This is a genomic window from Bacillus sp. ZY-1-1, assembly GCF_003047165.1.
Classification (GTDB): Bacteria; Bacillota; Bacilli; order Bacillales; family Bacillaceae; genus Bacillus; species Bacillus velezensis.
The window spans coordinates 2,124,142-2,146,334 of sequence record NZ_CP027061.1; the positions used below are offsets into that span (position 1 = coordinate 2,124,142).

The 22,193-nt window shown below is 47.1% G+C and carries 21 protein-coding genes; 6 read left to right on the forward strand and 15 right to left on the reverse strand.

The features are described 5' to 3' along the window. Nucleotides 1-40: 40 nt before the first annotated feature. The 9 genes from C5I45_RS10805 to C5I45_RS10845 all read right to left on the reverse strand — a co-directional run bounded on the left by C5I45_RS10805 (nt 41) and on the right by C5I45_RS10845 (nt 6,809). Entirely contained in the window at nt 41-661 is a 621-nt protein-coding gene (locus C5I45_RS10805; protein WP_025851155.1) for a hypothetical protein, read from the reverse strand. 48 nt (nt 662-709) lie between these two features. Beyond that, the gene (gene nrdF, locus C5I45_RS10810; protein WP_003154059.1) at nt 710-1,699 is read right to left on the reverse strand and encodes a class 1b ribonucleoside-diphosphate reductase subunit beta; all 990 of its coding nucleotides are present in this window, start codon (nt 1,697-1,699) and stop codon (nt 710-712) included. 17 nt (nt 1,700-1,716) lie between these two features. After that, nucleotides 1,717-3,819 (reverse strand): class 1b ribonucleoside-diphosphate reductase subunit alpha, encoded by a 2,103-nt coding sequence (gene nrdE, locus C5I45_RS10815; RefSeq protein WP_003154060.1) that lies wholly within the window; start codon nt 3,817-3,819, stop codon nt 1,717-1,719. Next, entirely contained in the window at nt 3,779-4,171 is a 393-nt protein-coding gene (gene nrdI / locus C5I45_RS10820; protein WP_014305044.1) for a class Ib ribonucleoside-diphosphate reductase assembly flavoprotein NrdI, read from the reverse strand. Before nrdI ends, nrdE begins: the two co-directional genes overlap by 41 nt. A gap of 259 nt (nt 4,172-4,430) precedes the next feature. After that, entirely contained in the window at nt 4,431-4,646 is a 216-nt protein-coding gene (locus C5I45_RS10825) for a hypothetical protein (RefSeq protein ID WP_003154062.1), read from the reverse strand. Between the two features lie 82 nt (nt 4,647-4,728). Further along, nucleotides 4,729-5,004, reverse strand: coding sequence for a YmzC family protein (locus C5I45_RS10830; protein WP_024085330.1), 276 nt, complete (start codon nt 5,002-5,004; stop codon nt 4,729-4,731). Between the two features lie 96 nt (nt 5,005-5,100). Next, nucleotides 5,101-5,322, reverse strand: coding sequence for an RNA chaperone Hfq (hfq, locus tag C5I45_RS10835; protein WP_003154064.1), 222 nt, complete (start codon nt 5,320-5,322; stop codon nt 5,101-5,103). A 39-nt stretch (nt 5,323-5,361) separates the two neighbouring features. Further along, entirely contained in the window at nt 5,362-6,306 is a 945-nt protein-coding gene (gene miaA, locus C5I45_RS10840) for a tRNA (adenosine(37)-N6)-dimethylallyltransferase MiaA (RefSeq protein WP_015388203.1), read from the reverse strand. Nucleotides 6,307-6,404: 98 nt separating this feature from the next. After that, entirely contained in the window at nt 6,405-6,809 is a 405-nt protein-coding gene (locus tag C5I45_RS10845) for a YmaF family protein (RefSeq protein ID WP_003154067.1), read from the reverse strand. 101 nt (nt 6,810-6,910) lie between these two features. Between C5I45_RS10845 and C5I45_RS10850 the strand changes: the two genes are divergently transcribed. The 3 genes from C5I45_RS10850 (at nt 6,911) to erbB (ending at nt 8,027) form a co-directional block, all read left to right on the forward strand. Continuing rightward, the gene (locus C5I45_RS10850; RefSeq protein ID WP_003154069.1) at nt 6,911-7,204 is read left to right on the forward strand and encodes a hypothetical protein; all 294 of its coding nucleotides are present in this window, start codon (nt 6,911-6,913) and stop codon (nt 7,202-7,204) included. Between the two features lie 138 nt (nt 7,205-7,342). Continuing rightward, nucleotides 7,343-7,657: an SMR family multidrug efflux transporter EbrA gene (erbA, locus tag C5I45_RS10855; protein WP_003154071.1), complete on the forward strand. Its 315-nt coding sequence runs from the start codon at nt 7,343-7,345 to the stop codon at nt 7,655-7,657. Between the two features lie 16 nt (nt 7,658-7,673). Continuing rightward, entirely contained in the window at nt 7,674-8,027 is a 354-nt protein-coding gene (erbB, locus tag C5I45_RS10860; RefSeq protein WP_107994387.1) for an SMR family multidrug efflux transporter EbrB, read from the forward strand. Between the two features lie 13 nt (nt 8,028-8,040). Here the strand turns inward: erbB and C5I45_RS10865 are convergent, their stop codons facing one another. From C5I45_RS10865 to C5I45_RS10875, 3 genes are all read right to left on the reverse strand, one after another. Further along, nucleotides 8,041-8,493 (reverse strand): OsmC family protein, encoded by a 453-nt coding sequence (locus tag C5I45_RS10865; protein ID WP_015388205.1) that lies wholly within the window; start codon nt 8,491-8,493, stop codon nt 8,041-8,043. A 59-nt stretch (nt 8,494-8,552) separates the two neighbouring features. After that, nucleotides 8,553-9,260 carry a poly-gamma-glutamate hydrolase family protein gene (locus C5I45_RS10870; RefSeq protein WP_003154076.1) on the reverse strand — a complete coding sequence of 236 codons (708 nt, stop codon included), beginning with the start codon at nt 9,258-9,260 and terminating at the stop codon, nt 8,553-8,555. Between the two features lie 255 nt (nt 9,261-9,515). Beyond that, complete coding sequence (locus C5I45_RS10875; protein ID WP_031306556.1) at nt 9,516-9,749, reverse strand: hypothetical protein; 234 nt, start codon at nt 9,747-9,749, stop codon at nt 9,516-9,518. A 179-nt stretch (nt 9,750-9,928) separates the two neighbouring features. Between C5I45_RS10875 and C5I45_RS10880 the strand changes: the two genes are divergently transcribed. Beyond that, nucleotides 9,929-11,257: a serine protease AprX gene (locus C5I45_RS10880; RefSeq protein ID WP_024085327.1), complete on the forward strand. Its 1,329-nt coding sequence runs from the start codon at nt 9,929-9,931 to the stop codon at nt 11,255-11,257. Between the two features lie 192 nt (nt 11,258-11,449). Next, on the forward strand, nt 11,450-11,812 hold the full coding sequence (locus C5I45_RS10885; RefSeq protein WP_003154082.1) for a protein YmzB: 363 nt from the start codon (nt 11,450-11,452) through the stop codon (nt 11,810-11,812). Between the two features lie 20 nt (nt 11,813-11,832). Here the strand turns inward: C5I45_RS10885 and C5I45_RS10890 are convergent, their stop codons facing one another. Both C5I45_RS10890 and C5I45_RS10895 read right to left on the reverse strand, forming a co-directional pair. Further along, a complete protein-coding gene (locus C5I45_RS10890) occupies nt 11,833-12,600 on the reverse strand; it encodes a YoaK family protein (protein WP_025851167.1) in 768 nt (255 codons plus the stop codon). Nucleotides 12,601-12,659: 59 nt separating this feature from the next. Next, nucleotides 12,660-13,094 (reverse strand): NucA/NucB deoxyribonuclease domain-containing protein, encoded by a 435-nt coding sequence (locus tag C5I45_RS10895; RefSeq protein ID WP_003154085.1) that lies wholly within the window; start codon nt 13,092-13,094, stop codon nt 12,660-12,662. A gap of 288 nt (nt 13,095-13,382) precedes the next feature. On the opposite strand from C5I45_RS10895, the gene C5I45_RS10900 reads away from it, so the two are divergent. Next, nucleotides 13,383-14,594, forward strand: a complete 1,212-nt coding sequence (locus C5I45_RS10900) for a cytochrome P450 family protein (RefSeq protein ID WP_057080788.1) — start codon at nt 13,383-13,385, stop codon at nt 14,592-14,594. A gap of 132 nt (nt 14,595-14,726) precedes the next feature. On the opposite strand, the gene C5I45_RS10905 is transcribed toward C5I45_RS10900, so the two are convergent. After that, complete coding sequence (locus C5I45_RS10905; protein ID WP_107994388.1) at nt 14,727-22,184, reverse strand: beta-ketoacyl synthase N-terminal-like domain-containing protein; 7,458 nt, start codon at nt 22,182-22,184, stop codon at nt 14,727-14,729. Between the last annotated feature and the right edge of the window lie 9 nt (nt 22,185-22,193).

Genomic DNA, 22,193 nt, shown 5'->3' on the forward strand with positions numbered 1-22,193 from the left:
CCCCTGCTCTCCCTTTTTTGGGACGAACGGGGGTTTTTTGTTATTGAAGTATATCGGCGACAAACTGAGACCAAGCTTCAAGACGATGATACACATTTTCCTCTTTCAGTTCGCTCAGTTTCATCCATCGCCCGGCGATTTGATCTTTTTCTTTCACTTTGACTTGTGCTGCAGGCGCTAACTGGAGCGCAGAAAGGATGCCGATATGCACCTTCCCTACATCGTTTTCATCATCATTGATCAGGCCGAGTGTGACAATGTTTTGTTTGTCCTCCTCGCGAATGTACAGTTCTTCCGCCAGCTCCCGGTCGGTGTTCTGTTTCAGCACTTCCGAAAATGAAGCCGCCCCTTCCATAGGGTTCATGTGTCCGCCGAAGCCGAGAGAAAGCTTATTATGGAGGCGCGATTCCCCTCCGCCCGCGAGCCGTTCATACACAAATACCTCATCATCGCGGCGGATGACGACATACGGAATCGGCTGTTTAAATCGCGGGTCCTCTTCCGCGTCGCCTCTTCTGATTTCAAAAAAATGCGCCTCAATTTGAGCCATAATTTTTATGATACGTTCATCCTCGCTGTTGACTCCCTGAAATGTCAGCATTTCGTTTTGAAAGACGTCACTCCGCGGTGCAGCCAAGATGATTTCATCCATTTTATTCATGCCCGTTCCCCCTGTCTTACCTCTCCACTCAAGCCAAAAGAGCAGATATTATATCTGCTCTTCATCTTGGCCAAAATAAAAATCTTCGTCCTTAATCGGTTCTACCGTCGCCTTTTTGTAGCCGTTCCCTTTCATGGAGAAGAAATCATGTGATTTTGTTTTGGTGTTTAATCCGTTTAATACAATCGGATTAATATCCTCTTCTTCAAAGTAAGGATCGAACCCTAAGTTCATCAAAGCTTTATTGGCGTTATAGCGGATGAATTTCTTTACGTCATGAGACAGCCCGACTTGGTCGTAGAGATCCTCTGTATATTCAAGCTCATTGTGATAAAGCTCTTCTAAAAGCTCAACCGCAAATTCGCGAAGTTCCGCTTTTTTCGCTTCTGTTTGTTTATTGAATATTTCCTGGGCCAGCAGTCCGACATATACACCGTGGATCGCTTCATCACGAAGAATCAGGTTGATGATCTCACCGCTTTGCATCAGTTTTCCCTGTCCGTAGAAATATAACGGATAATAGAAACCGCTGTAGAAAAGGAAGCTTTCCAGATAGACAGAAGCAACCATCGCTTTGAACAGTGAAATTTCATCATCTTTTTGAATGGCTTTGTAAAGCCCGACAATCATTTGCGCTTTTTTCTGCAGATATTTATTCTGCTTTACCCATTCAAATACTTCGTTGATCGTTTCAGTCGGAGCAAGCGTCATAAAAATATTTGAATATGATTTTGCGTGCACCGCGTTTTCCATCATCGCCATGAAATTAAGAACCGCTTTTCGCTGATGGCCTTCGACGTGCTCGGCCACAATCGGCATGCCTGTGTTCCCCTGCTCTGTATCAAGCAGTGTCAGGCCGGCGAGCACCTTCATGTACGTATCCTGCTCATTTTTACCCAAATACTTCCAAGTAAGAAGATCGCCGTTTAATGCGATCTCTTCCGGAAGCCAAAACTGCTTTACGTTTTGGTTGTAGAACATTTGGGTGAAATCATCTTCATGCTTTGACCAGTTTGCTGCGTCATAAATTTTTGTCACTGTTAACTCTCCTTTAATCAAACGACACAAGAAAGACAGCTGTCCTGCCCGGTATCTTTCGTTCTTGCATAGTAAATGGTTTTGATGCCTCTATGGTGGGCATACAGATCAATACGGTTCAGATCACGAGTTGTCATCGTATCTTTCAAAAACAGGGTAAAGCTGATTCCCTGATCGATATGCTGCTGGATTGTCGCGATCATATCCACCACTTTGAACATGTCCATATCATAAGCTTCTTTGTAGAAGAACCAGTTATTAGACGCTAACCCCGGCATCGGGTAATACGTTTTTGAATTTCCGTATGTTCTTTCTTCGATCCGTTCCATGATCGGCATAACGGACGCCGTGCTGGATTGGACGTAGGAAATGGAGCCTGTCGGCGCGATGCACAGTCTGTAACTGTGGTACATGCCGTTTTCGGCGACAAACGCCTTCAGCTCTTTCCAGTCTTCAATTGTCGGGATGTGCATGCCTTCAAAGAGCGCAGCGATTTTTTCGTATGCCGGTGAGAACTCTTTTTCGATATATTTATTGAAATATTCTCCCGTTGCATAAGTGGAGCCTTCGTAATGCTCAAACGTTTCGCCTTTTTCTTTCGCAAGCTCAGCTGAACGCTGGATGGAATAAAAGTTCACCATCATAAAGAACGTATTCGCAAAATCTCTTGCTTCCGGGCTTTCATAAGCGATGCCGTTTTGGGCCAGGTAGCCGTGAAGGTTCATGGCGCCTAAACCGATCGACTTCATCGCTTTGTTCGCGCGTCTGACTGCCGGCGCGTTGCGGATATCCGTCGTCTCAGATACATGAGTCAGGGAATCCGTCGCGAGTTTCACCGTGCGCTCAATCGATTTATGTTTCATGACATTCAAAATATTTAATGAACCAAGGTTGCAGGAAATGTCCAGGCCGATTTCGTCTTCCTCGTCATAATCTGTGTAAGCCGAAACCTGTGACGCCTGAAGCACTTCAGAGCAAAGGTTCGAGAATTTCACTTTTGATACGTGGTTATTCGCATGCTCTTTGTTTACGTTGTCCTGGAACATAATGTACGGATAACCTGACTCAGAACGGAGAACGGCAAGCTTTTCAAGCAATTTGCGCGCATTCACTTTTTCTTTTTTGACACGCGGGTTGTCAACAAGCTCCTCATACATCGCCGTCATGTCCATCTCATCCATATGCTGGCCGTATTCTTTATAAATCGTGTGCGGATAGAATACATAAGCCGCTTTGTCCTCACGTGCAAGCTCAACGAACTTATCCGGAATGACGACACCGATAGAAAGCGTTTTGACGCGCACATCTTCATCCGCAGAAATCTTTTTCGTATCAAGAAAGTCATTGATATCGCGGTGGAAAATGTTTAAGTACGCCGCGCCAGAGCCTTGTCTTTGGCCCATTTGGTCAGCGTAACGGAACGCGTTATCAAGAAGCTTCATGACGCCTACAACACCTTTTGTGGCGTTTTCAACATCTTTAATCGCTTCACCTTTCGCGCGGAGCTTGGACAGGTTAAGAGAAACACCGCCGCCCAGTTTAGAAAGCTGCATGGAAATATCGATCGCCCGTGAAATATCGTTTAAGGAATCATTGACTTCGAGCAAGAAACAGCTCACCAGTTCTCCGCGGCGTTTTCTGCCGGCATTCAAAAATGTCGGTGTGCTCGGCTGATATTCCTGATTGATCATCAGATTCACATATTCTTTTGCTTTCTCAGTGTCGCCATTTGCGAAGAACAGCGCAACAATTGAGATCCGGTCCTCATAACGCTCGAGGATTTTTTTCTTGTCATTCGTTTTCAAAGCATAGTCATTATAGAATTTAAACGCACTCATGAAGGAAGGAAAACGAAACTTCTTAGCGTAAGCTGTCTTAAACACTTCTTTAATGTCTTCAAAAGAATAAAGGCTTAAGAATTCCTCTTCGTAGTATTGGTTTTCAATCAAATAATCCAGCTTCTCTTTTAAATCGTGAAAGAAAACTGTGTTTTGATTGATATAGTCTACAAAATAGCTATGTACAGCCTCTTTATCTTTATCAAACTGGAATTTTCCATCTTGTTGGATCATGATTTCGTTATTTAACTGGATCCATTTTGGCACTTGATTTTGTGACAACTCTTTCTACCTCCTGAGTAAACAATTCAACGTCTTTAGATGTGCCGCTGAGTTCAAATTTGTGCAAGATCGGCACCTGATATTGTCTAGAGATGGTATCGGCGCTTTTTGCAAAGTTATCGCCCCATACTTTGTTGCCGCTCGCAGCGACTCCTAATAAGAGATGGGCGTATTTTTCGAGAAATGATTGTGTTGATGCCGGTACCTGACCGAAGTTTGTCGTGTAGGTGACCAAAACAAACGGAGTGTCCACGTGGTCCATTTCGTCCACCTTGCGGATCAGCTGAAAGTCTGTTTTATTCACAAAACGCTGAACATTCCCTGTCTTTGAATCAAATATGATTTGAACCATCCTTATCACGACCTATCAAAAATAATGAATCTCTTAACACTATATATAGTATACTAACCTCTCAGAAAAACACAACATATTGAGATCGATTTATAAAAAATTCATATTTTTGAAAGAGCGGACTTTGGCTCCGGCCCGATTAACGCCCAAAAAAGAGAGCAGAACGAGAATCATCTCTCATCCTACTCAAGGTGTCATGTGTAAGCCGATGTCTATCATAACATGAAAAAAAACTGCTTAGTAGTCTAGACTTTTATTCTTATTTTTTGTAAGAATCACATTTTTTTTCGCTTTCAACGGTTTCTTCAATCTCTACATCAGCACCGATTTCTTTCAGTACGGCTTTCAGAGCGCTTGTGATGGAAGCCTCCCTGATCAGTTCTTTGCCGTCAACGATGATGCTGGTTCCATATTCATAGCAGGAATCATCTTCACAAGTTTCTTCCCAATGGTTGATTATCACCTTGTGTTTCAATCGTCTCACCCTCTGCATGATCAATGTCAGTACTTAGTGTAGCTTGTGCGGCCCGCTTTGTAAATTCGAACGCTTGTGAAATTTATTCAAGCTCATCCAGCGCCGTTTCTTTTTTCAGTTCGATTTTATTCGTTTTTTCATCATAGCGGTATATTTTTAGATAACCGCCCTCGACAATGCCGAAACGATTATGTTCCAGCTGCACCATGCCTTCTGTCTGCGATTCGGCATCCGCCAAGCCGCCGTCATCATCCGTCACCACCGTCTCGTGATTGCTGCAAGCTCCAAACAGCAAAAAAACAGCGATCCAAACGAGCGTAATCCTGATTCTTCTCAGTTCATTTTCACTTTCGAACACGATTTTCCGAACCCCCTTTTATCTTTCCGATATACGGCCTGCAATATACAGACGCGCATAGAAAAAGACCATTGTTCATGGTCTTTGTCAAAAAGTCTATTCAAGCTCAAGCTGGACGTTTTTTTGCGGGGCGAACGTGGAGATGGCATGTTTATAAATAAGCTGCTGCTTCCCCTCCGTTTCGAGCAAAACGGTAAAGTTGTCAAAGCCTTTTACCTGGCCGCGAAGCTGAAAGCCGTTGAGTAAAAACACCGTGACGAACGTATTGTCTTTTCGGATTTGATTCAAAAACTGATCTTGAATATTAATCGGTTTCATGTTTCGTCCTCCTTGGTTCTCAATACAATACTGTTTCGATTAAATTTCCAGTTTTCCTGCTATGCACTCGAAAATTTCCTTTTTTTTCTGCTCAATATCAACAGGCGGCGTCATATCTGTCCATGAAACGGGCATTTTATTGCGAAACCAGGTCAGCTGGCGTTTCGCATATCGCCTTGAATTTTGTTTTAATTGCTCCACGGCCTGAGGAAGCGGCACTTTTCCATCAAGATATTCATACAGCTCTTTATAGCCGATCGCCTGAATCGATTGGCTGTCCCGGATATTCATATCATACAGCCGCTTTACTTCGTCAAGAAGGCCGGTTTCCAGCATCAGGTCAACGCGCTCGTTAATCCGGCCGTACAGTACTTCTCTGTCCATTGTAAGACCGATAAGAACCGCATTGTAAAGCAGCTCCCGTTTTTGGGTTTTAAGATGCTCTGACATTGTTTTTCCCGATACATGCAGGATTTCGAGCGCGCGGATGACTCTTCGCGTATTGTTTTGATGAATGGCTGCCGCCGCTTCCGGGTCGGCTGCCGCAAGCTTGGCATGAAGCGCTTCCGCCCCTTCTTCAGCCGCCAGTTTCTCCATTCGCTCCCGGAATACAGGGTCGCCGGAGTTTTCCGTGAACGTATAGTCATACAGCACGGACTGAATGTACAGACCCGTCCCCCCGACAATCATCGGCAGCTTTCCTCTACCGGCAATCTCGGTGATTTTTCCCCTCACCATTTTCTGATAATCCGCCGTTGAAAAAGTGTCGGACGGCTCCAAAATATCAATCAGGTGATGCGGCACGCCTTCTGTCTCTTCTTCGGTGACTTTGGCCGTTCCGATGTCCATCCCTTTATATACCTGCATGGAATCTCCGCTGATGATTTCCGCATTCAGCATTTTCGCGAGTCCGATGCTTAGTTTTGTTTTTCCGACTGCCGTCGGTCCGACGAGTATGACGACAGGCTGTTTTTTATTTTTCAATATGTATCACTCTCTTTTATAAATCTCCCCCTAATTATAGCATTCATTTCTTCAGGCACCTATCCATTTTGCCCTTTTTCCTGAGCGCTAAACGTCCGCTACCACCCGATCGGCTCGTTTCCGACAACCTCTCTCGTTTTTCCTTTGAGCGTATGGCGGTGCGTTTTCCGTCCTTCCTCCCGCGGATCGTAAACGACGCCGCCATGCTGGATCCGAATCGGCTCATTGTAGGCGGCAAAGGTGGTCTCTGAAAGCTCATGGTAATGTGTTCCGTCAACCCTCGGGATGGCAGGGCCGGAAATGCCGTAATACCTATGAAAATGGCCGTTTTCAAACGAGGTGATGCCCGTATAGAAATGTGTATGCTCATCTGTATTGCTGCCGTTCTCCGGCTGCGAAAAGCCTTCGATCATATGGTAGTGCCCCTGCACTACATCCGTAACAGCCCGGTATGCGTGTGTGTGCGGAGGTTTTTTTGACCAATCGGACTGATACAGGCCCACAAAAGCTCACTCCTTTATTTTTTTGATAAATGCCCAATCAAAAATTGGTGGGCTGAATACTCTGTTATCATCTCAAATTTATTCTTGGAGGTACCTAAATTATGAATGAAGAATACACATATGCAGCAGATAGTGATATGAGACCGTTTGGACGGCCCGGATTTGGGTTTGGACGGCCGGGCTTCGGGTTCGGGCGTCCCGGATTCGGCTTCGGCTTCGGGCGGCCGGGTTTTGGATTTGGCCGGCCTTGGTTTGGTTATGGATTCGGACGGCCGTTTGGTTTTTACGGCGGACCGTTCTTCGGAGGGCTTGTCGGGGGGCTTGTCGGAAGCGCTTTATTCAATCCGTACCTGTACGGAGGTTACGGCTACCCTTACTATCCGTATTACTACTAAGACAATCAAAAAGGGCTCCTTTCAGGGGCCTTTTTATATAGGCCTAATGTCTTGACTTGGCGGGCAAAGTTCGGATATTATTTTATTTTACTGCCTTAAACAAAAGGCATAAGGATTATGATGAGAGGGGGATTTGATATGATTCTGGGTTATATCTTCCTCACAATTGCTATTTTATCAGAGTCAATCGGCGCGGCCATGCTGAAGGTCTCCCGCGGATTTACGCGGTTTTTGCCGAGCGCGCTTGTAGTGGCAGGCTATTCATTGGCCTTTTATATGCTTTCACTTACACTGAATCTCATTCCGCTCAGCTTATCCTATGCAACATGGAGCGGAGCGGGAACGGTGCTCGCATCCATTATCGGAGCGAAATGGTTTCATGAAAAACTGGACAAGCAGGCCGTCATCGGACTTGTATTCTTATTGGCCGGTGTCATTCTGATGAATTGGTAGAAAGGAGAAGCATGATATGAAAGGATTACTCTGCCTGGCATTAGCCATTGTATCAGAAGTGTTCGGAAGCTCGATGCTGAAGCTGTCGGACGGTTTTACGCACTTATGGCCCGCTCTCGGCGTCATTGCCGGAATCGGAGCCTCTTTTATGTTTTTGAGCTTCTCTTTGAAAAGCCTTGATTTATCCGCCGCATACGCGACATGGTCAGGTGTCGGCACGGCTTTAACGGCAATTGTCGGCTTTTTTGTTTTTAAGGAAGCCATGACAGCTAAAATGATGATCGGGCTTATTTTTGTCATCACGGGCGTCATCCTGCTGAACCGTTCCAAGTCTCAAAAAGCTAAAAAAAATCAAACGGCCCGGAGCTGACCGTTTGAACTCGTCAAGCGCGGGCAGCTTTTACTTCAACCTCAAGCTCCATCTCCACGTTTCCTTGGACCGCTCGTGAAATCATACATGAGGACTCCGCTTTTTGCGCTAACTTCCTGGCGAGCGTAAAGTCCGTTTCGGCTGCATCCGGCTTTAATAATATAAACGGGCGGTGAATGATTTTCTGGTACGTGAACACACCGTTCGTGACGTCTACAATTCCTTCAGATTCCATATGTAGATCTTCTTTATCCAGGCCGCTTCTTTCCAACATCGCCGCAAGCGTTATAATATAACAGGTCGCGGCCGCTCCAAGCAGCATTTCATCAGGATTTGTGCCTTCTCCGGGTCCGTCCATTTCCTTAGGAATGGACACAGCGGTTTCCAGCCGGCCGCTTTTAATATCGCCGACGTCATTGCGATTTCCGGGCCAATTTGCTTTTAAATAAAAGTGATGTTTTGCCAAGGGACAAACCTCCTTTTTTTCAGTTTACTCATCTTTCACTGGTTTGTCTTTTTTTAAGCTCATGAATACTCTTGATTGATCACTCTTTTTATCGTACGGACAAACCGGTAAAATTCCTCCGTTTTTGTGAATTCCCTTTCGCGGTAATCAAAATTATCAAAAAACGCTTCCCGCTGTTCTCTGCTGATCTCAAGCTGTATACTCAGCCCGGTTTGCGCCTGGTTATTGATATTTTCGGTGTCAACCCCGGCCAGACCGGTTTTTGAGGTTGCCAATTCTGCAGGAAATCCGTTTCGTTTGAGAGCTCTCACCAATTTTTTTGCCCGCTTCCGGTCGCTTCCTCCGACAAGAGTATTTTTCTCGTCGCCTTTATAACCGTGAACTGCGATAACATAATGGTGCTGCTTAATGCTTTCGACTGCTGAAGGCTCATCGAACTTGGTGCTCGTAATATGAAGAGTCTGGTTATCATGCGCTTTTAATCCCTCAAACAGGTAGGTTGAATAATCATCCCTGAAAGAGCGGACGATCTCGCTCACCCCGCCCTCAATTCTCCCTCCGTGCGGGGACATGATCAATACGGGGCTCCCCTTTCTCTTATTGTACGATATATGATAATCATCGGGGTCTTCATGTTCAGCCAGATCTTTAAAATCTGTGTATGTATCAGAAGAATTCGAGGGATCAGGGTCTGACGCATAATGAGCACATCTTATTAGTAAGACCATTGCTACGATAATGATGACATTAAGTAAAATTCTTTTCATCAGCTCTCCTTCTTTGCTCCTTTCTGAAAAATGAAATATTCATTATATGGATTTTTGTCAATAGGTCTTATCTTAACATTCTATTAACATTATCATCAGTGAAAAACTTCCCGGTTTCGAAAAATCAATGGATTGTCACGGTTCAAGCGCTCAAATGCCGGGCATCAGTGAAAAAAGGTTGAGAGAGGGCAAAAAAAAAGGGAGGAACGCCCGAATTTTCAGGGGCGGGAGATTCACGACCGGAAACGGACGGCATCAAGAATACGCTTTTAGAAATGAATATCCGCCTCCCGAAGCAAATGCGCAGGACAGAATGGAGCCCGTCAAAAAAGTTCTCATCTGCCTTTTTGTACAGCAAAATGCCGTTACAGCCCCCTCATCCCCTTTTTTTATCATAATGGTCCGTTTTGAAACGGAGCCGTCTTTTTTCATATATATAATATCAATCGGAAGCTGTTTTTCCAAGGAATGTCTCAATACGATGTTCATGTATAAACTCCTTTCCGCCGGCTTCATTACAAAACGAACAAACGTTCCGTTTCGACTCGATTTCTTCTCCTGAAAAAGCCGCAAGTAACCAGCGCTCCTGAAGGACAAACAAACTGACCGAACTTACGGCCTGTTCATATGGTATAGAGAGAATCGCCAGAATGGGAGGAAAAGTATATATGTTTGGTTACTCAATGGTACAAATGGTGCGGTCAAATGCTCATAAGCTGGACTGGCCGCTCAGAGAAAACGTATTACAGTTATATAAACCTTTCAAATGGACACCTTGCTTTTTACACAATTTTTTCGAAAAAAAGGTGAAAAACAGAAAGAAAATGTCAGTCATCATTGAATTTGAAGAGGGCTGCCATGAATCCGGTTTTCACAGCACAGGACAGGTCTTATCAAAAGAAAAACGCTGCACCATAAAAAAGCAGTTTCAAACAATCAATTGCTGCAGCGCCGAAGTCACGCCGTCCGCCCTTCACATGCTTCTTTCGCAATGCCGGGATATCCGTAAAATCTATTTAAACCGTGAAGTAAAAGCTCTCCTTGATACAGCAGCTGAATCGTCTCATGCAAAAGAAGTGACCCGTAACGGCACCGTATTAACAGGAAAAGGCGTAACCGTCGCCGTTATTGATACCGGAATCTATCAGCATCCCGATTTAGAAGGCAGGATTATCGGATTTGCGGACTTTGTCAACCAAAAGACAGAACCGTATGATGACAACGGACACGGCACCCATTGCGCCGGTGATATCGCAAGCAGCGGCGCTTCATCTTCGGGTAAATATCAGGGGCCGGCGCCGGAAGCCGATCTGATCGGAGTCAAGGTTTTAAACAAATCAGGATCAGGAACCTTGGCTGATATCATTGAAGGTGTGGAATGGTGCATACAATATAATAAAGAACACACAAAGAATCCGATCAGAATCATCAGCATGTCGCTGGGCGGAGATGCGCTCAAATATGATAAAGAAACGGACGACCCGCTCGTCAAGGCCGTTGAAGAGGCATGGAATGAAGGAATCGTCGTCTGCGTGGCCGCGGGCAACTCCGGTCCGGAAGCTCAAACGATTTCAAGCCCCGGTGTCAGCGAGAAGGTCATCACGGTAGGCGCCTATGATGACAATGATACGGCCAGCAATGAGGACGATACGGTCGCTTCTTTCTCAAGCCGCGGCCCGACGGTGTACGGAAAAGAGAAGCCTGACATTCTTGCGCCCGGGGTCGATATCGTATCTCTCCGTTCTCCGCGTTCATATCTTGACAAATTACAGAAATCAAACCGTGTAGGCTCCTTGTATTTCAGTCTGTCGGGCACGTCCATGGCCACTCCGATCTGTGCGGGCATCGCTGCCTTAATCCTTCAGCAAAACCCGCAGCTTTCGCCTGACGAAGTGAAAACATTGATCAGACAAAGTCCGGATCAATGGACAAATGAAGATCCGAACATTTACGGAGCGGGCGCAGTGAACGCCGAAAACGCCGTGCCGAAAGAGTAACCTTTTTATCATGAGAACGGGGTCGTCTGCACCGGCAGATGACTCCGTTTTTCAGGTGAATAGATGAAACATTTATAATGAAGGAACTCGGAACAGGTCAGAACCGGCTGTCAGAAAAAAAGATCAATGCAAGGCAGTGTATTTCTAAAAAAATAGGGAATAAGTATGGTGTAGATAAAAGGAGGAATCACAATGGCACTTACAAACACCGAATTGTCTGAATGGCTGCAAAAACAGATCGGACAAACGCTTGATATCAGAAAAGGAGAGCTGACAGACAGCCGAAACGAGATTTCTGATATGGATCAGATCATGCTTCACCTTGATGACGTTCTCGTCCGCCGGACAAACCATCCCGATGACTATGTAGCGGATGAAGAACTCGTCTTAAAAGGGCACGGCACAACCTATACGGAGGAAGGAAATGTCCCGCTTCCCCAAGATGCGTATGAAATTCCTCTGCTCGGCGACATTACCATCCAACAGGAGCAAGACGGATTAAAGGTACATACAGATCGGGCCGTGTATACAATCGGGACCCGGAAAGAGCAATAAAAAGAAAAAACGCCGCTGATTCAGGGCGTTTTTTTATTGTTTTTTTCTTCAGAATATCCGTGGAACATCGTGAATGCGCAAAGCATAATGCCTAAAATAATGATAATCGGGAGCCAGATCACGGCAAACTTATAATCCGGTTCGGCAAAAGCGCCTATGACCGCCCCAAAGCAATACAGAACCAAGGCAAGCGCGCGCAATACAGCATCTCTCGTAAACTGCTTCCGCTTGTCCGCTTTGTAAAACCTTGCGGTGAGATCTTCAAAAAAATTAGCGAGCGTTCCCGTTAATACGGTCGTGGAAATCCCCGCTACACCAAGTTTTCTCGCGGCTGTCGTCTGCATTCCCATTGCGAAGCTGAGCAGCATAATCAGCACATAAACAGAAATGGCGTCTGCAAAAAAGCAGGAGAACAAAGCAAACAGCAGCAAAACAGCTCCTTCAATAGCTAAAGCGGCAGTTACCGCAGGGGGCCAGAATGATTTCTTTTTATTGCCCACAAGCAGGGCCGCGGCAATAACGCCGGCAATAAATCCGATTAACGAGGTTAACGATTTGAGTACGGCAAGGTGCCATGAGTTGCCGATCGCCAGGCCGAACAGAACGATATTCCCCGTCATATTGGCGGTAAAGATATGTCCCAGGCTTAAATAACCGATCACATCCACAATTCCCGCTGTTAAACAAAGAAGTAAAAGTGCAATATTTCGGTATGTAGTCACTGTCAATGTGATCCAATCCTTTCTCATGCTGATTCCAACATATAAGTTTACTCTTTGCCATTTCATATGTCCAGCCGGCGTGCCGCTTTTTCAAAGCATAAAAAAACTCCGGCGAACCGGAGAAGTTACTGAACGATAAATAATACTCTCGTGCCGTCGGAATAGCCGCTCATTTGATTTCCAACCCATGAACCGGCCCCGCGGTTATCCGATGGGGTTACATATCTGATATCAGCCCCCGCCCCGCCTTCTGTGCAGACTGCCATGGGCCATTCATCACGGTCAAACCCGGGCTTTGTCGGAATTCCTTTCAATGATTCTTTCCTTCTGTTCTCCGCTCCGCCCCGATCAATTGTACAAATCTCAGAATGACCTGCCGAAATGGCGTCTTTTATATGATTTCCCGTCTCCGGATATTTTGACAGCGGGAAATACAGCACCTGATCGTATCGGGATGCAGCATGAGCAGCACTGTCCGAATGGATGCCGGCGCCCGTAAGGCCGAACTGAAGAGAGATCACCAAAAGCAGACTTGCCGCCCATTTCATAAACGCATTCATTCACATCCTCCTTAAGAAGTTGATATGAAGCGTAAATATGTATATTAGCCGGATTTAACACACATGATGAAATGGCAAAAAAAGTTTGCTGTTTTGTTGATAATCAACGAAAATGGCGGCTTTACGATTTGTCTATTGAACCGGCTTCTTTTTCCTTATATATTTTAGACATACTTATGAGCCGTTGTGATCAGTGTCTTCGGCAGATAAAAGGAGGAATGCCGTCCGGTCGGCAGGCACCGGCTGTTGGTTATGTCTTTTCAAAAACATGAAGGCGGGGAAATCCAGATGGAAAAAACAATGTTTCACCCACACTCACCCGAGTTTCACGAAGACCCTTTTGCGGTTTTAAGCAGATTCAGAGAGCAGGACCCCATACATAAATTCGAACTGCAGCGTTTCGGAGGCACCTTTCCGGCATGGCTCATCACGCGTTATGATGATTGTATGGCGTTTTTAAAAGACGGCAGAATTACGAGAGATGTAAAACGGGTTATGCCGAAGGAGCTGATCGCGAAGCTGAATGTCAGCGAAGATATCGATTTTGTCTCAGAGCATATGCTGGCAAAAGACCCTCCGGATCATTCACGTCTTCGATCTTTGGTGCATCAGGGGTTCACTCCCCGGATGATTGAGCAGCTTCGCACCGGGATAGAGCAGATCACAGAAGAGCTGCTGGATGAAATGGAAACAAAAGCAGACCCTGATATCATGAAAGATTTCGCGGCACCGCTTCCGTTTATCGTCATTTCCGAGCTGCTCGGAATTCCGAAAGAGGACCGCGCCAAATTTCAAGTATGGACAAACGCGATGGTCGACACGTCAGAGAGCGGACAAGATGCGACCAACCAGGCTCTCAAAGAATTTAAACAATATATGAAAACACTGATCGAAGAAAAAAGAAAACATCCCGCTGAAGATCTGACAAGCAAGCTTATTTACGCTGAAGAGGACGGCCAAAAGCTGAGTGAATCAGAGCTGTATTCCATGCTGTTTTTGTTAGTCGTTGCCGGGCTTGAAACAACGGTTAACCTTCTCGGCTCCGGCACCCTGGCGCTTCTTCTGCACAAAGACCAGATGGAGAAGATAAAGCGGCAGCCCGAAAATATCCAGACGGCGGTCGAAGAGCTTTTGCGTTACACCTCTCCCGTCATCATGATGGCGAATCGATGGGCGATTGAAGATTTCACCTATAAAGATGTTTCTATTAAAAAAGGCGATATGATATTTATCGGCATCGGTTCAGCCAATCGGGACCCGGAATATTTCGATGATCCTGATACATTAAATATAGCGAGAACACCGAACCGTCATATCTCTTTTGGATTCGGCATTCATTTTTGTCTCGGGGCTCCGCTCGCCCGGATGGAAGCATCCATTGCCTTTACTTCGCTTTTAAAACGGTTTCCGAATATAGAGCTGAAAGGCGCGCACGAGGATGTAAAGTGGAGAAAAAACGTGTTTTTGAGAGGGCTTGAAACATTGCCTGTCAGATTTTAATATCGCCCCCTGTTTATCGGGGGTTTTTTAATGTCTTATAAACAGGAAATCAATATAACAGTGAATATTTAGTACATAGTGTATTTAGTTCTATTGTAAAAAAAGCGGCCGGATTGCTCCGGCCGTTCTCTATTACCGTTTTACCAACTCATTTGTTTCGTCCAGCTTTTTTTTGAAAGATTTAAGGAAATTTGCGCTTATCGTTCCTTTGTTTGCGTACAGTTTTTCGCAGAATGCCTTAATGGCGTTTTGCGGCTTTGGTTCCGACAGCATTGTGACATGATTGGAAGAGTGGACGTCCAGCAGGTGAAAGTGTTTTATCTGGTGTTCCCATTCTTTCCAATACGCATCATGGTCTAACGGAATTTGTTCTTCCTCTGCTGTCAGATAACGTTCAAGATCTCCGAGAAACAAACCGCTTTTATTACGGAAGTAGTAGCATTGCAGCGCTTCCGGATGAGGCAGCGGCTTCATGTCATACTCTTCCATTCCGTAAGCGAGCTGCGTCTTCATCATTTGCTCCAGCTGCATCCGGATCGCTTCTTCGGATTTTGGCAGACCGCGCTTTTTGGCAAGGCCGATCAATTCTTTCAATACTTCTTCTTCCTCAGCCTGGACGGTAATGTCTTCTCTGCTGATTAATGCCTCTTCATGGTTTTCAGGCTTAAGATATGCCGTAAGCATCGTATTGATCGTTTGCAGCATGACTGACTTAACAGATGGTTTTCTCTCTTTCCATTTTTCACTGTACGGGGTGTCGATCATGACGGCGCTTTTTACTGTATGACCTTCCTCCTGCAAGAGGCGCGCGGTTTCATAAGCAAGCATCCCGCCCAAGGAATATCCGCCGAGGTCATAAGGGCCTTTCGGCTGTACCGCTTGGATGATTCTCATATAAGAAGCGGCCGTCTCTTCGATTCCTTGCAGCGGCTCTTTCCCTGTCAAACCTCTTGCCTGGATGCCGTAAAAAGGACGCTGACTCTTTTTGGCGAATGGCTGGTATGCTTCAACGCCTCCTGTTCCGCCGTGAAACCAAAAAACAGGACGGCCTTTTTCTCTTTCATTCAGCTTGACGAGTTCGGGAAAATTCCGGCCCGCCTCATGCGGTTGGTTCGTTTTTAACAGCATGCCGATCTCCTGAAGAGTGCTGCATTTCTGAAGAGCTTCCAGACTGATGCGGCTGTCTCCGTCCTCAAGTTTTTTCTGCAGCTGAATAGAGGAGATTGAATCAAAGCCGTATTCAGTCAGCGGCTTATTTTGATCAATTTCCGCTGCCTTCATCCCCAAAATGTCAGCCACAATGTCAGCTGCGCTCTCGCGGCGGAGCTGAGGGTCCTGGGAAACCGGCGCAAGGGTGATGTCTTCTGGCTGACCGCCGTTCCAATACTTGTGGTGTTCAAAAGGATATGTCGGAAGCGGCACTCTTTGAACAGATTTGCCTTGGTGGAGTCTGTCCCACGGTATATCCGCACCTTTCACCCAGCAAAATGCAAGCTTTTCCAGATTGTTTTCAGCCAACAGCGTCTCCGTGACGACTGTACCGAGAGTCCCTTCCAGTAAAACGCCGATATCTCCTGATCCAGTCTGCTGACTGCCTGTAAAGAAGCTTTTCATTCCATTGCTTTCTTCGGAAAATGCTCTGTACTCTTTCAGTTTTTCCAGCAATTCATCTTGATTGCGGGCAACGAGTGCCAAGCGGCAGTTCATCGCCTCACGGCCGGTCTGAAGCGTATAAGCAATATCCCGCAATGACGGAGTATCTCCAGTTTGCACAAAATCAGCCAGCTGACCTGCGGACGCCTTAAGACGCCCTTCGCTCTTAGCAGAAAGCACGATAAGCTGCGGGTCATGCGCAGATTCTTTGTCTTTATGGCTCGGACTGTACTGTTCCAAGACGACATGCGCATTCATGCCGCCGAAGCCATAGCTGTTAATTGCGGCCCGGCGCGGGATCGGTCTGCCCGTATGGTCGGTGAGCTGTGACCATTCCTGATTGTCTTCGGTGAAACGGAAGCGGCTTTTTTGAATAACCATTTGCTCATTTGCAGCTGTAAATCCGGGAATGCCCGGGATGGTATGATGCTTCATGGCCATCGCTACTTTTATAAGGGCGGCCAGTCCGGAAGCGAGTTCGCCGTGCCCGATGCAAGGTTTCACGGTGCTGATATAACAAGGCGCGCTTTCCTCTTGATTTGCAGACTCGCCGTAACCCGCTTTGATTGCATTAAACTCCAGCGCATCTGCCATTTCGGAGGCAATGCCGTGCGCTTCAATATAAGTGACGGTTTGCGGATCAACATCGGTGTCTTCGTACGCTTTTTTCATCGCGGCCTTCATTCCCGCCGGATTCGGTGCGTGAAGCGACATGCCTTTACCGCCGTGAGACACTCCTGTTCCTTTAATGACCATGTGAATATGATCGCCGTCTTCAATTGCCGCCTCAAGCGGTTTGATGATGATAACGCCCGCCCCTTCGCTTCTGACAAAGCCATCGGCATCTTTTTGGAACGATTTCGCCCGGCCGTTTTTGCTTAAATATCCCATCGAGTCAAAACCGATAAAACCTTTCGGCGATTGCAGAATATTGGCGGCGCCCACGACAGCCTGCTCACATTCGTTATGACGGATTGATTGAACCGCCCTGTGCAATGCCACCAGCGTTGACGTGCAGGCAGCCTCGTAATATTCACTCGGTCCTTGTAAATTCAAGGCATATGATATCCTGTTCGGAATGATGGACGGAATGGCTGTTCCATTGTTCGGATCGCTGTTGCCCGCGGCAACGAAAACGCCTGTCGGTCTGCTTGATAATGCCTTATTTGTCAGGCCCGCATCCTCCATTGCCTTCCATGTATGCATCAAAAGCAGAAACTGCTCCGGCCCCATTTGTGATGCCTCTTTAGGAGAAATTCCGAAAAAGAGCGGGTCAAATTCGCCGACACCGTCAATAAAACCGCCCCATCTGAGACTCGTGTCATTCTCATCGCCGGCGTAACGGCGCCAGTCCCAGCGGTCCGCCGGAATTTCGGTAATACAGTGATCCCCGTTTACGATGTGTCCCCAAAAAGACTGGATATCCGGGGATTGCGGAAACTGAGCTGACATACCGATAATCGCGATTCCTTGCTTGACATCGGCGTTTTCACAAGGCGTATGCTGTTTCTTCGGTAAAGTGCGCTCTTCTGTTTCCGTGACCCCGGCCTCTTCTGAATGCCTATGATCGGCAAGCAATTGAGAAAACTTGCTCTCATATGCTGACGCGAAGTGGCGGGTCAGCTCCTCCGCCGTCGGATACTCGAAAAACAATGTTGGATTCACATCGATGTCCGCCTCTTGGCCGATCTCTTTTGTCAGCCCGATCAGACTCGCTGAATCAAGTCCCAATTCCATGATATTCGCGTCAGAACGAAGAGATGACGCGGGTTCATCCATCATCTTGGCGAGCTTGCCAAGGACGTAGCTGCGGATATCATCTGTCAGACTGCCGGCAGAAATCGGTGCTCCCGCATTCTTAACAGCCGTTCGGGCCGGCTGATTCATCTGTTCGGTTTTCGGGCGGAACCGTTTCAGGGCATAGCCTTCAAAACGCATCACCACTTCCGATCGGCTGCTGATGACATCTGCGTTAATCAGAATCATTTCCCCCGTTTGTTTAGCCAGCTTGATGTGCAGCCAGCAATCGGTAAGATTTTCCGGGCTGCTGAAGGTGACGGAATTAATGCCGAACGGCAGATAGCTTTCCGTCTCTGTTTGGTCCAATAAAGAAAGCGAGCCCAAGTAAGCACTGTTGGCGATTAATGGATTTATGGCATAATGATGCGCTTGTTGTGAGTCGCTATTGTTCAGGTTCACTTTCGCTAAAACGGCATCAGTGCCTTTGTACAGACGGGTGATCGTTTTAAATTCTTCTCCCCACACGACGGTTCCCGTTCCATCTCCGTATAACTCATCTATCCGGCCCACTTCCCGGTAAGAGCGCTGAATGGCCGCCAGATCTGCGTGCTGCTTTTGAAACGGATACGGGCTGCACTCGGCATACGCCGCTATGCTCCAATCAGGAGACGTGCGGCTGCGGTGCATTATGCTCAGTTCAAATCCATCCCCGTTTTGTTTCGATTCTGTTTTCAGCTCGATGTGATCGCCTTTTTTTACGGTAATGGGGCTGACGTAATTCAGTTTTTTAATATGTCCTCCTTCCGCTTCAGGAAAAAGGTCACAAAAATGATCGACTGCCAGACTGTTATATGTAGCGCCGACGAGTACCGGTTCTCCGCCGAATTGATGCCCTTTCACGTATGGGTCGTCATCACTGTATACCGCCTGAACGCCGGCAGCGTTTTCTGATTCACCGAAATGAAAAGAAGTCCCGTGGTCAAAAGCGTAGGCCGGCAGATGAACGGCGTGCTCTTGCTGCAACTGATCAAACGTGATATTCTCTCCTTTTTCCCATTGCCGCGCACGCCGGCCGATATCAGAATCGGAGAAATTGAGATTCCGCTGATCCATGCGGTAAGCGGCCAGTTTTTCCAGCAGTTCCTGAACGGAAGCAGCCGTAAATGCCGCCCGATACTCCGGATGATGCGTTCTTTTTTGCAGCGCAGATGCGATGGCGGCCGGATGAAGAGATGGCGTCTTTTCTAAAAAGGCCGCAAGTCTCTCAAGATAGGCTTCAAAACTCCATTTTGTTTTCGCTGACACAGGGAAAATATATTCCTCATCGCCGTGACGGGCCTGATCGGAATTCGGGCTGATATATTCTTCTACGATGAGATTTGCATATGCCCCGCCTGCCCCGAAGGAATTGATCATGCTTCTCCGCGGTACGATGTCTCCCGTCTCGGCATCCTTCAGACGCTCCCAATACTCGGTTTTCTCCTGCAGGTAAAAGGCCGTTTGTTCAAGCGCGATATTCGGATTTTGCGGTTTTGCGTTAATGGTCGGAACTAATGTTTCCCGCTCCATTTGCAGCAGCACTTTCGCGAGCTGGGACATCCCGGAGGCCGCCTCTAAATGGCCGAGATTTGACTTGACGGATCCAAGCGCGCAAAATCGTTTTTTATCGGTATATTGCGAGAACGCGTTCGTCAGGGCAATGACCTCAATCGGATCTCCCAATACAGAGCCGTTTGCCGCTGATTCAACATAACTGATTGTTTCCGGATTGATTCCGGCTTTGTCAATGGAAGCCGCCATGAGCTTCGCCTGCTGTTTCGGATCCGGAGCCGTGTACATCTGCCTTCCGCCGCTATGGCACAACGCGCTGCTTTTAATGACCCCGTAAATATGGTCTTTGTCGGCAACCGCTTTGGAGAGCGGCTTCAAGAGCACCGCACCGACTCCTTCTCCCGGCATCAGCCCCGTGCCGGTTCCGAAGCTTTTGCTTTCACTTCCCTGTTCAAGCAAATTCGCCCGTTCGAGCGCATCATATTTAGACGGTTCAAGCGTGAGATTGACCCCCCCGGCAATCGCCATGGAACAGCTGTTAAGCTTCAGGCTTTCACAGGCGAGATGAATGGCGCTCAGTGAGCTGGAGCATGCGGTCGTAACGCCCATGCTCGGGCCCGTTAAATTGAAAAAGTGGGAAATGCGGTTGGCGATATGCCAATCCCCTCCGTTAGAGCTGAGCGCAGCTTTTTCCAATGACGGGATATTCCAGAAATATTGATTGTACATACTGCCCATAAATACACCGATTCCGCTGTCTGATTCCTGCCATTCGTTTACTCTCTCTAACGAGTAGCCGCCGTTTTCAAATGTTTCCCATACGGTTTCAAGGCTTAGACGGAGCTCAGGTGTCATCTCCATCACATGGTCTTCCCGGATGTCAAACAAGTGATGGTCAAAAGCGTCAATATGCTGCAGAAATCCGCCGTACCGTGTTTTGCGTTCTTCTTTTCGTGTTTCTTTTGCCATCGTTTTCAGAAGACCGGACTTCCATCTGTTTTCCGGAGCTTCCGTAATACAGCTGTCTCCGGCTTTTAAATGCTCCCACAGCTCATCGAGGGTTTCAGACTCGGGATAGCGGCCGCTGATGCCGATAATGGCAATGTCGTCACGATCTGAGCGATTATCGGTGACGGTTTCTGTTTCCGGCTTTGGCGCTTTTGGCTCTTTTTGTTCAGTGATAAATCGCCGCGTTTCCGTGACAAGCGGCACCGGTTCATTCATTGCAGGTTCCGGATGCTCCGTTTCAGGAGGCGCTTGATCGGCTCCGAATGCCTGTTGCAGCTTATCCGGGTAAGTTTCCAGCAAATACTCGGCAAGTTCTTTCGTATTCGTGTGTTCAAATAAGACCGTTTTCGGCAGCTCGCCCGTCAATGTTTCCAGTTCACGGATAAAATTCACCTGCAAAATGGAGTCGATGCCGTATTTTTCAAAGCTGGTTTCCGGCTGAATGCGCTCGGGAGCAAGCTTTATGGACTTGGCTAACGTTTCTTTTATGAATTGCACCGTCCGGTCTGTGACTGAGAAAGACGGTTCTGTGAAATCAGCCGGCTCTTTGGAAGCCGCAATTTCTTCAACCGCCGGCGCGTCCGGCTGCTTTTGCCTGATGACGCCGTCGCTTTCTGCTGCCACGATCTGCTGGCCGAGGTGATGTGACGATTCCGCCATAAATGTAACGTACCGATATCCCTCGCTTTCCAGCGCAGACTGCCACGCTTCAGGATACAGCCCAGGGCATCCGGGAATACGCAGTTTGGCGTCTTCATACAGCCACCAGCCTTCCAAAAGACCGAATGTCAGATGAGAATAAACCGAATGGCTGCTGATCTCATTTAATAGCAAAATCCCATTCTTTTTAAGCACCGCTTTGGCATTGCGAAGTGTCCGCCGAATATTTTTTGTCGCGTGAAGCACATTTGCCGCAATTACCGCGTCATATGCACCCGCCTCTATACCCTGCAAAGCCGGGGGCTCTTCCACATTAAACCGCTTATAAGTCAAATACGGATTGTCGGGACCGTATTCTTTTTCAGCATGCATGAAAAAGGCCTTTGACAGATCGGTGTAGCAATATTCTTTCACATGATGTTTGACCTCTTTTAATCTTTTGAAAACGGCCGCGCTCGTCCCGCCCGTCCCCGCTCCGATCTCTAATATCCGGATTTCCGCGTTCGGGTCTTCTTTCAGGCGTTCTTCAATGAAAGCCGTCAATGTGTCAGCGAGCACCTCATTAAAGTAGTCTGCCGTTTCATTGTTTTTATAGATTCCTTCAACCAATTCCATTGAGGAATCAGGAAACAGAACATCAGTGGCAGAAACTCTGCCGGATAAAATATCCGGCAAAGCTCTGAGAGCGGTCTCCACTAAGGTGATCATCGCCCGTTTGCTGCTGTCCTTGAGTAAAGGAGCTTTCTTTTCATCCCATTCTTGCCACAGAACGTCCGCACGCTCTATCGGACCCGTTAACACATACGTACTGCCAGACTGTTTCAAAAAGCCTTTTTGCACCAAGATGGAGATGCTTTCTTCCAGCCACCTGCCGTAAAACCCCTGCATAACAGGCTGCGTTTCGTTTTCCGTAAAAAATCCGACAGATTTCAGCTGGCCTGCCAATAGTTTGTAAAGAAGATCTTCAGTGTTTTGCAAAGCCGTCCC

Excerpts from the sequence above, each read along its gene's own strand:
- C5I45_RS10805 (WP_025851155.1), bottom strand. The coding sequence starts at position 661 with ATGAATAAAATGGATGAAATCATCTTGGCTGCACCGCGGAGTGACGTC.
- nrdI (WP_014305044.1), bottom strand. The coding sequence starts at position 4,171 with ATGGTTCAAATCATATTTGATTCAAAGACAGGGAATGTTCAGCGTTTT.
- hfq (WP_003154064.1), bottom strand. The coding sequence starts at position 5,322 with ATGAAACCGATTAATATTCAAGATCAGTTTTTGAATCAAATCCGAAAA.
- C5I45_RS10850 (WP_003154069.1), top strand. The coding sequence starts at position 6,911 with ATGAATGAAGAATACACATATGCAGCAGATAGTGATATGAGACCGTTT.
- erbA (WP_003154071.1), top strand. The coding sequence starts at position 7,343 with ATGATTCTGGGTTATATCTTCCTCACAATTGCTATTTTATCAGAGTCA.
- erbB (WP_107994387.1), top strand. The coding sequence starts at position 7,674 with ATGAAAGGATTACTCTGCCTGGCATTAGCCATTGTATCAGAAGTGTTC.
- C5I45_RS10870 (WP_003154076.1), bottom strand. The coding sequence starts at position 9,260 with ATGAAAAGAATTTTACTTAATGTCATCATTATCGTAGCAATGGTCTTA.
- C5I45_RS10875 (WP_031306556.1), bottom strand. The coding sequence starts at position 9,749 with ATGAACATCGTATTGAGACATTCCTTGGAAAAACAGCTTCCGATTGAT.
- C5I45_RS10880 (WP_024085327.1), top strand. The coding sequence starts at position 9,929 with ATGTTTGGTTACTCAATGGTACAAATGGTGCGGTCAAATGCTCATAAG.
- C5I45_RS10885 (WP_003154082.1), top strand. The coding sequence starts at position 11,450 with ATGGCACTTACAAACACCGAATTGTCTGAATGGCTGCAAAAACAGATC.
- C5I45_RS10890 (WP_025851167.1), bottom strand. The coding sequence starts at position 12,600 with ATGAAATGGCAAAGAGTAAACTTATATGTTGGAATCAGCATGAGAAAG.
- C5I45_RS10895 (WP_003154085.1), bottom strand. The coding sequence starts at position 13,094 with ATGAATGCGTTTATGAAATGGGCGGCAAGTCTGCTTTTGGTGATCTCT.
- C5I45_RS10900 (WP_057080788.1), top strand. The coding sequence starts at position 13,383 with ATGGAAAAAACAATGTTTCACCCACACTCACCCGAGTTTCACGAAGAC.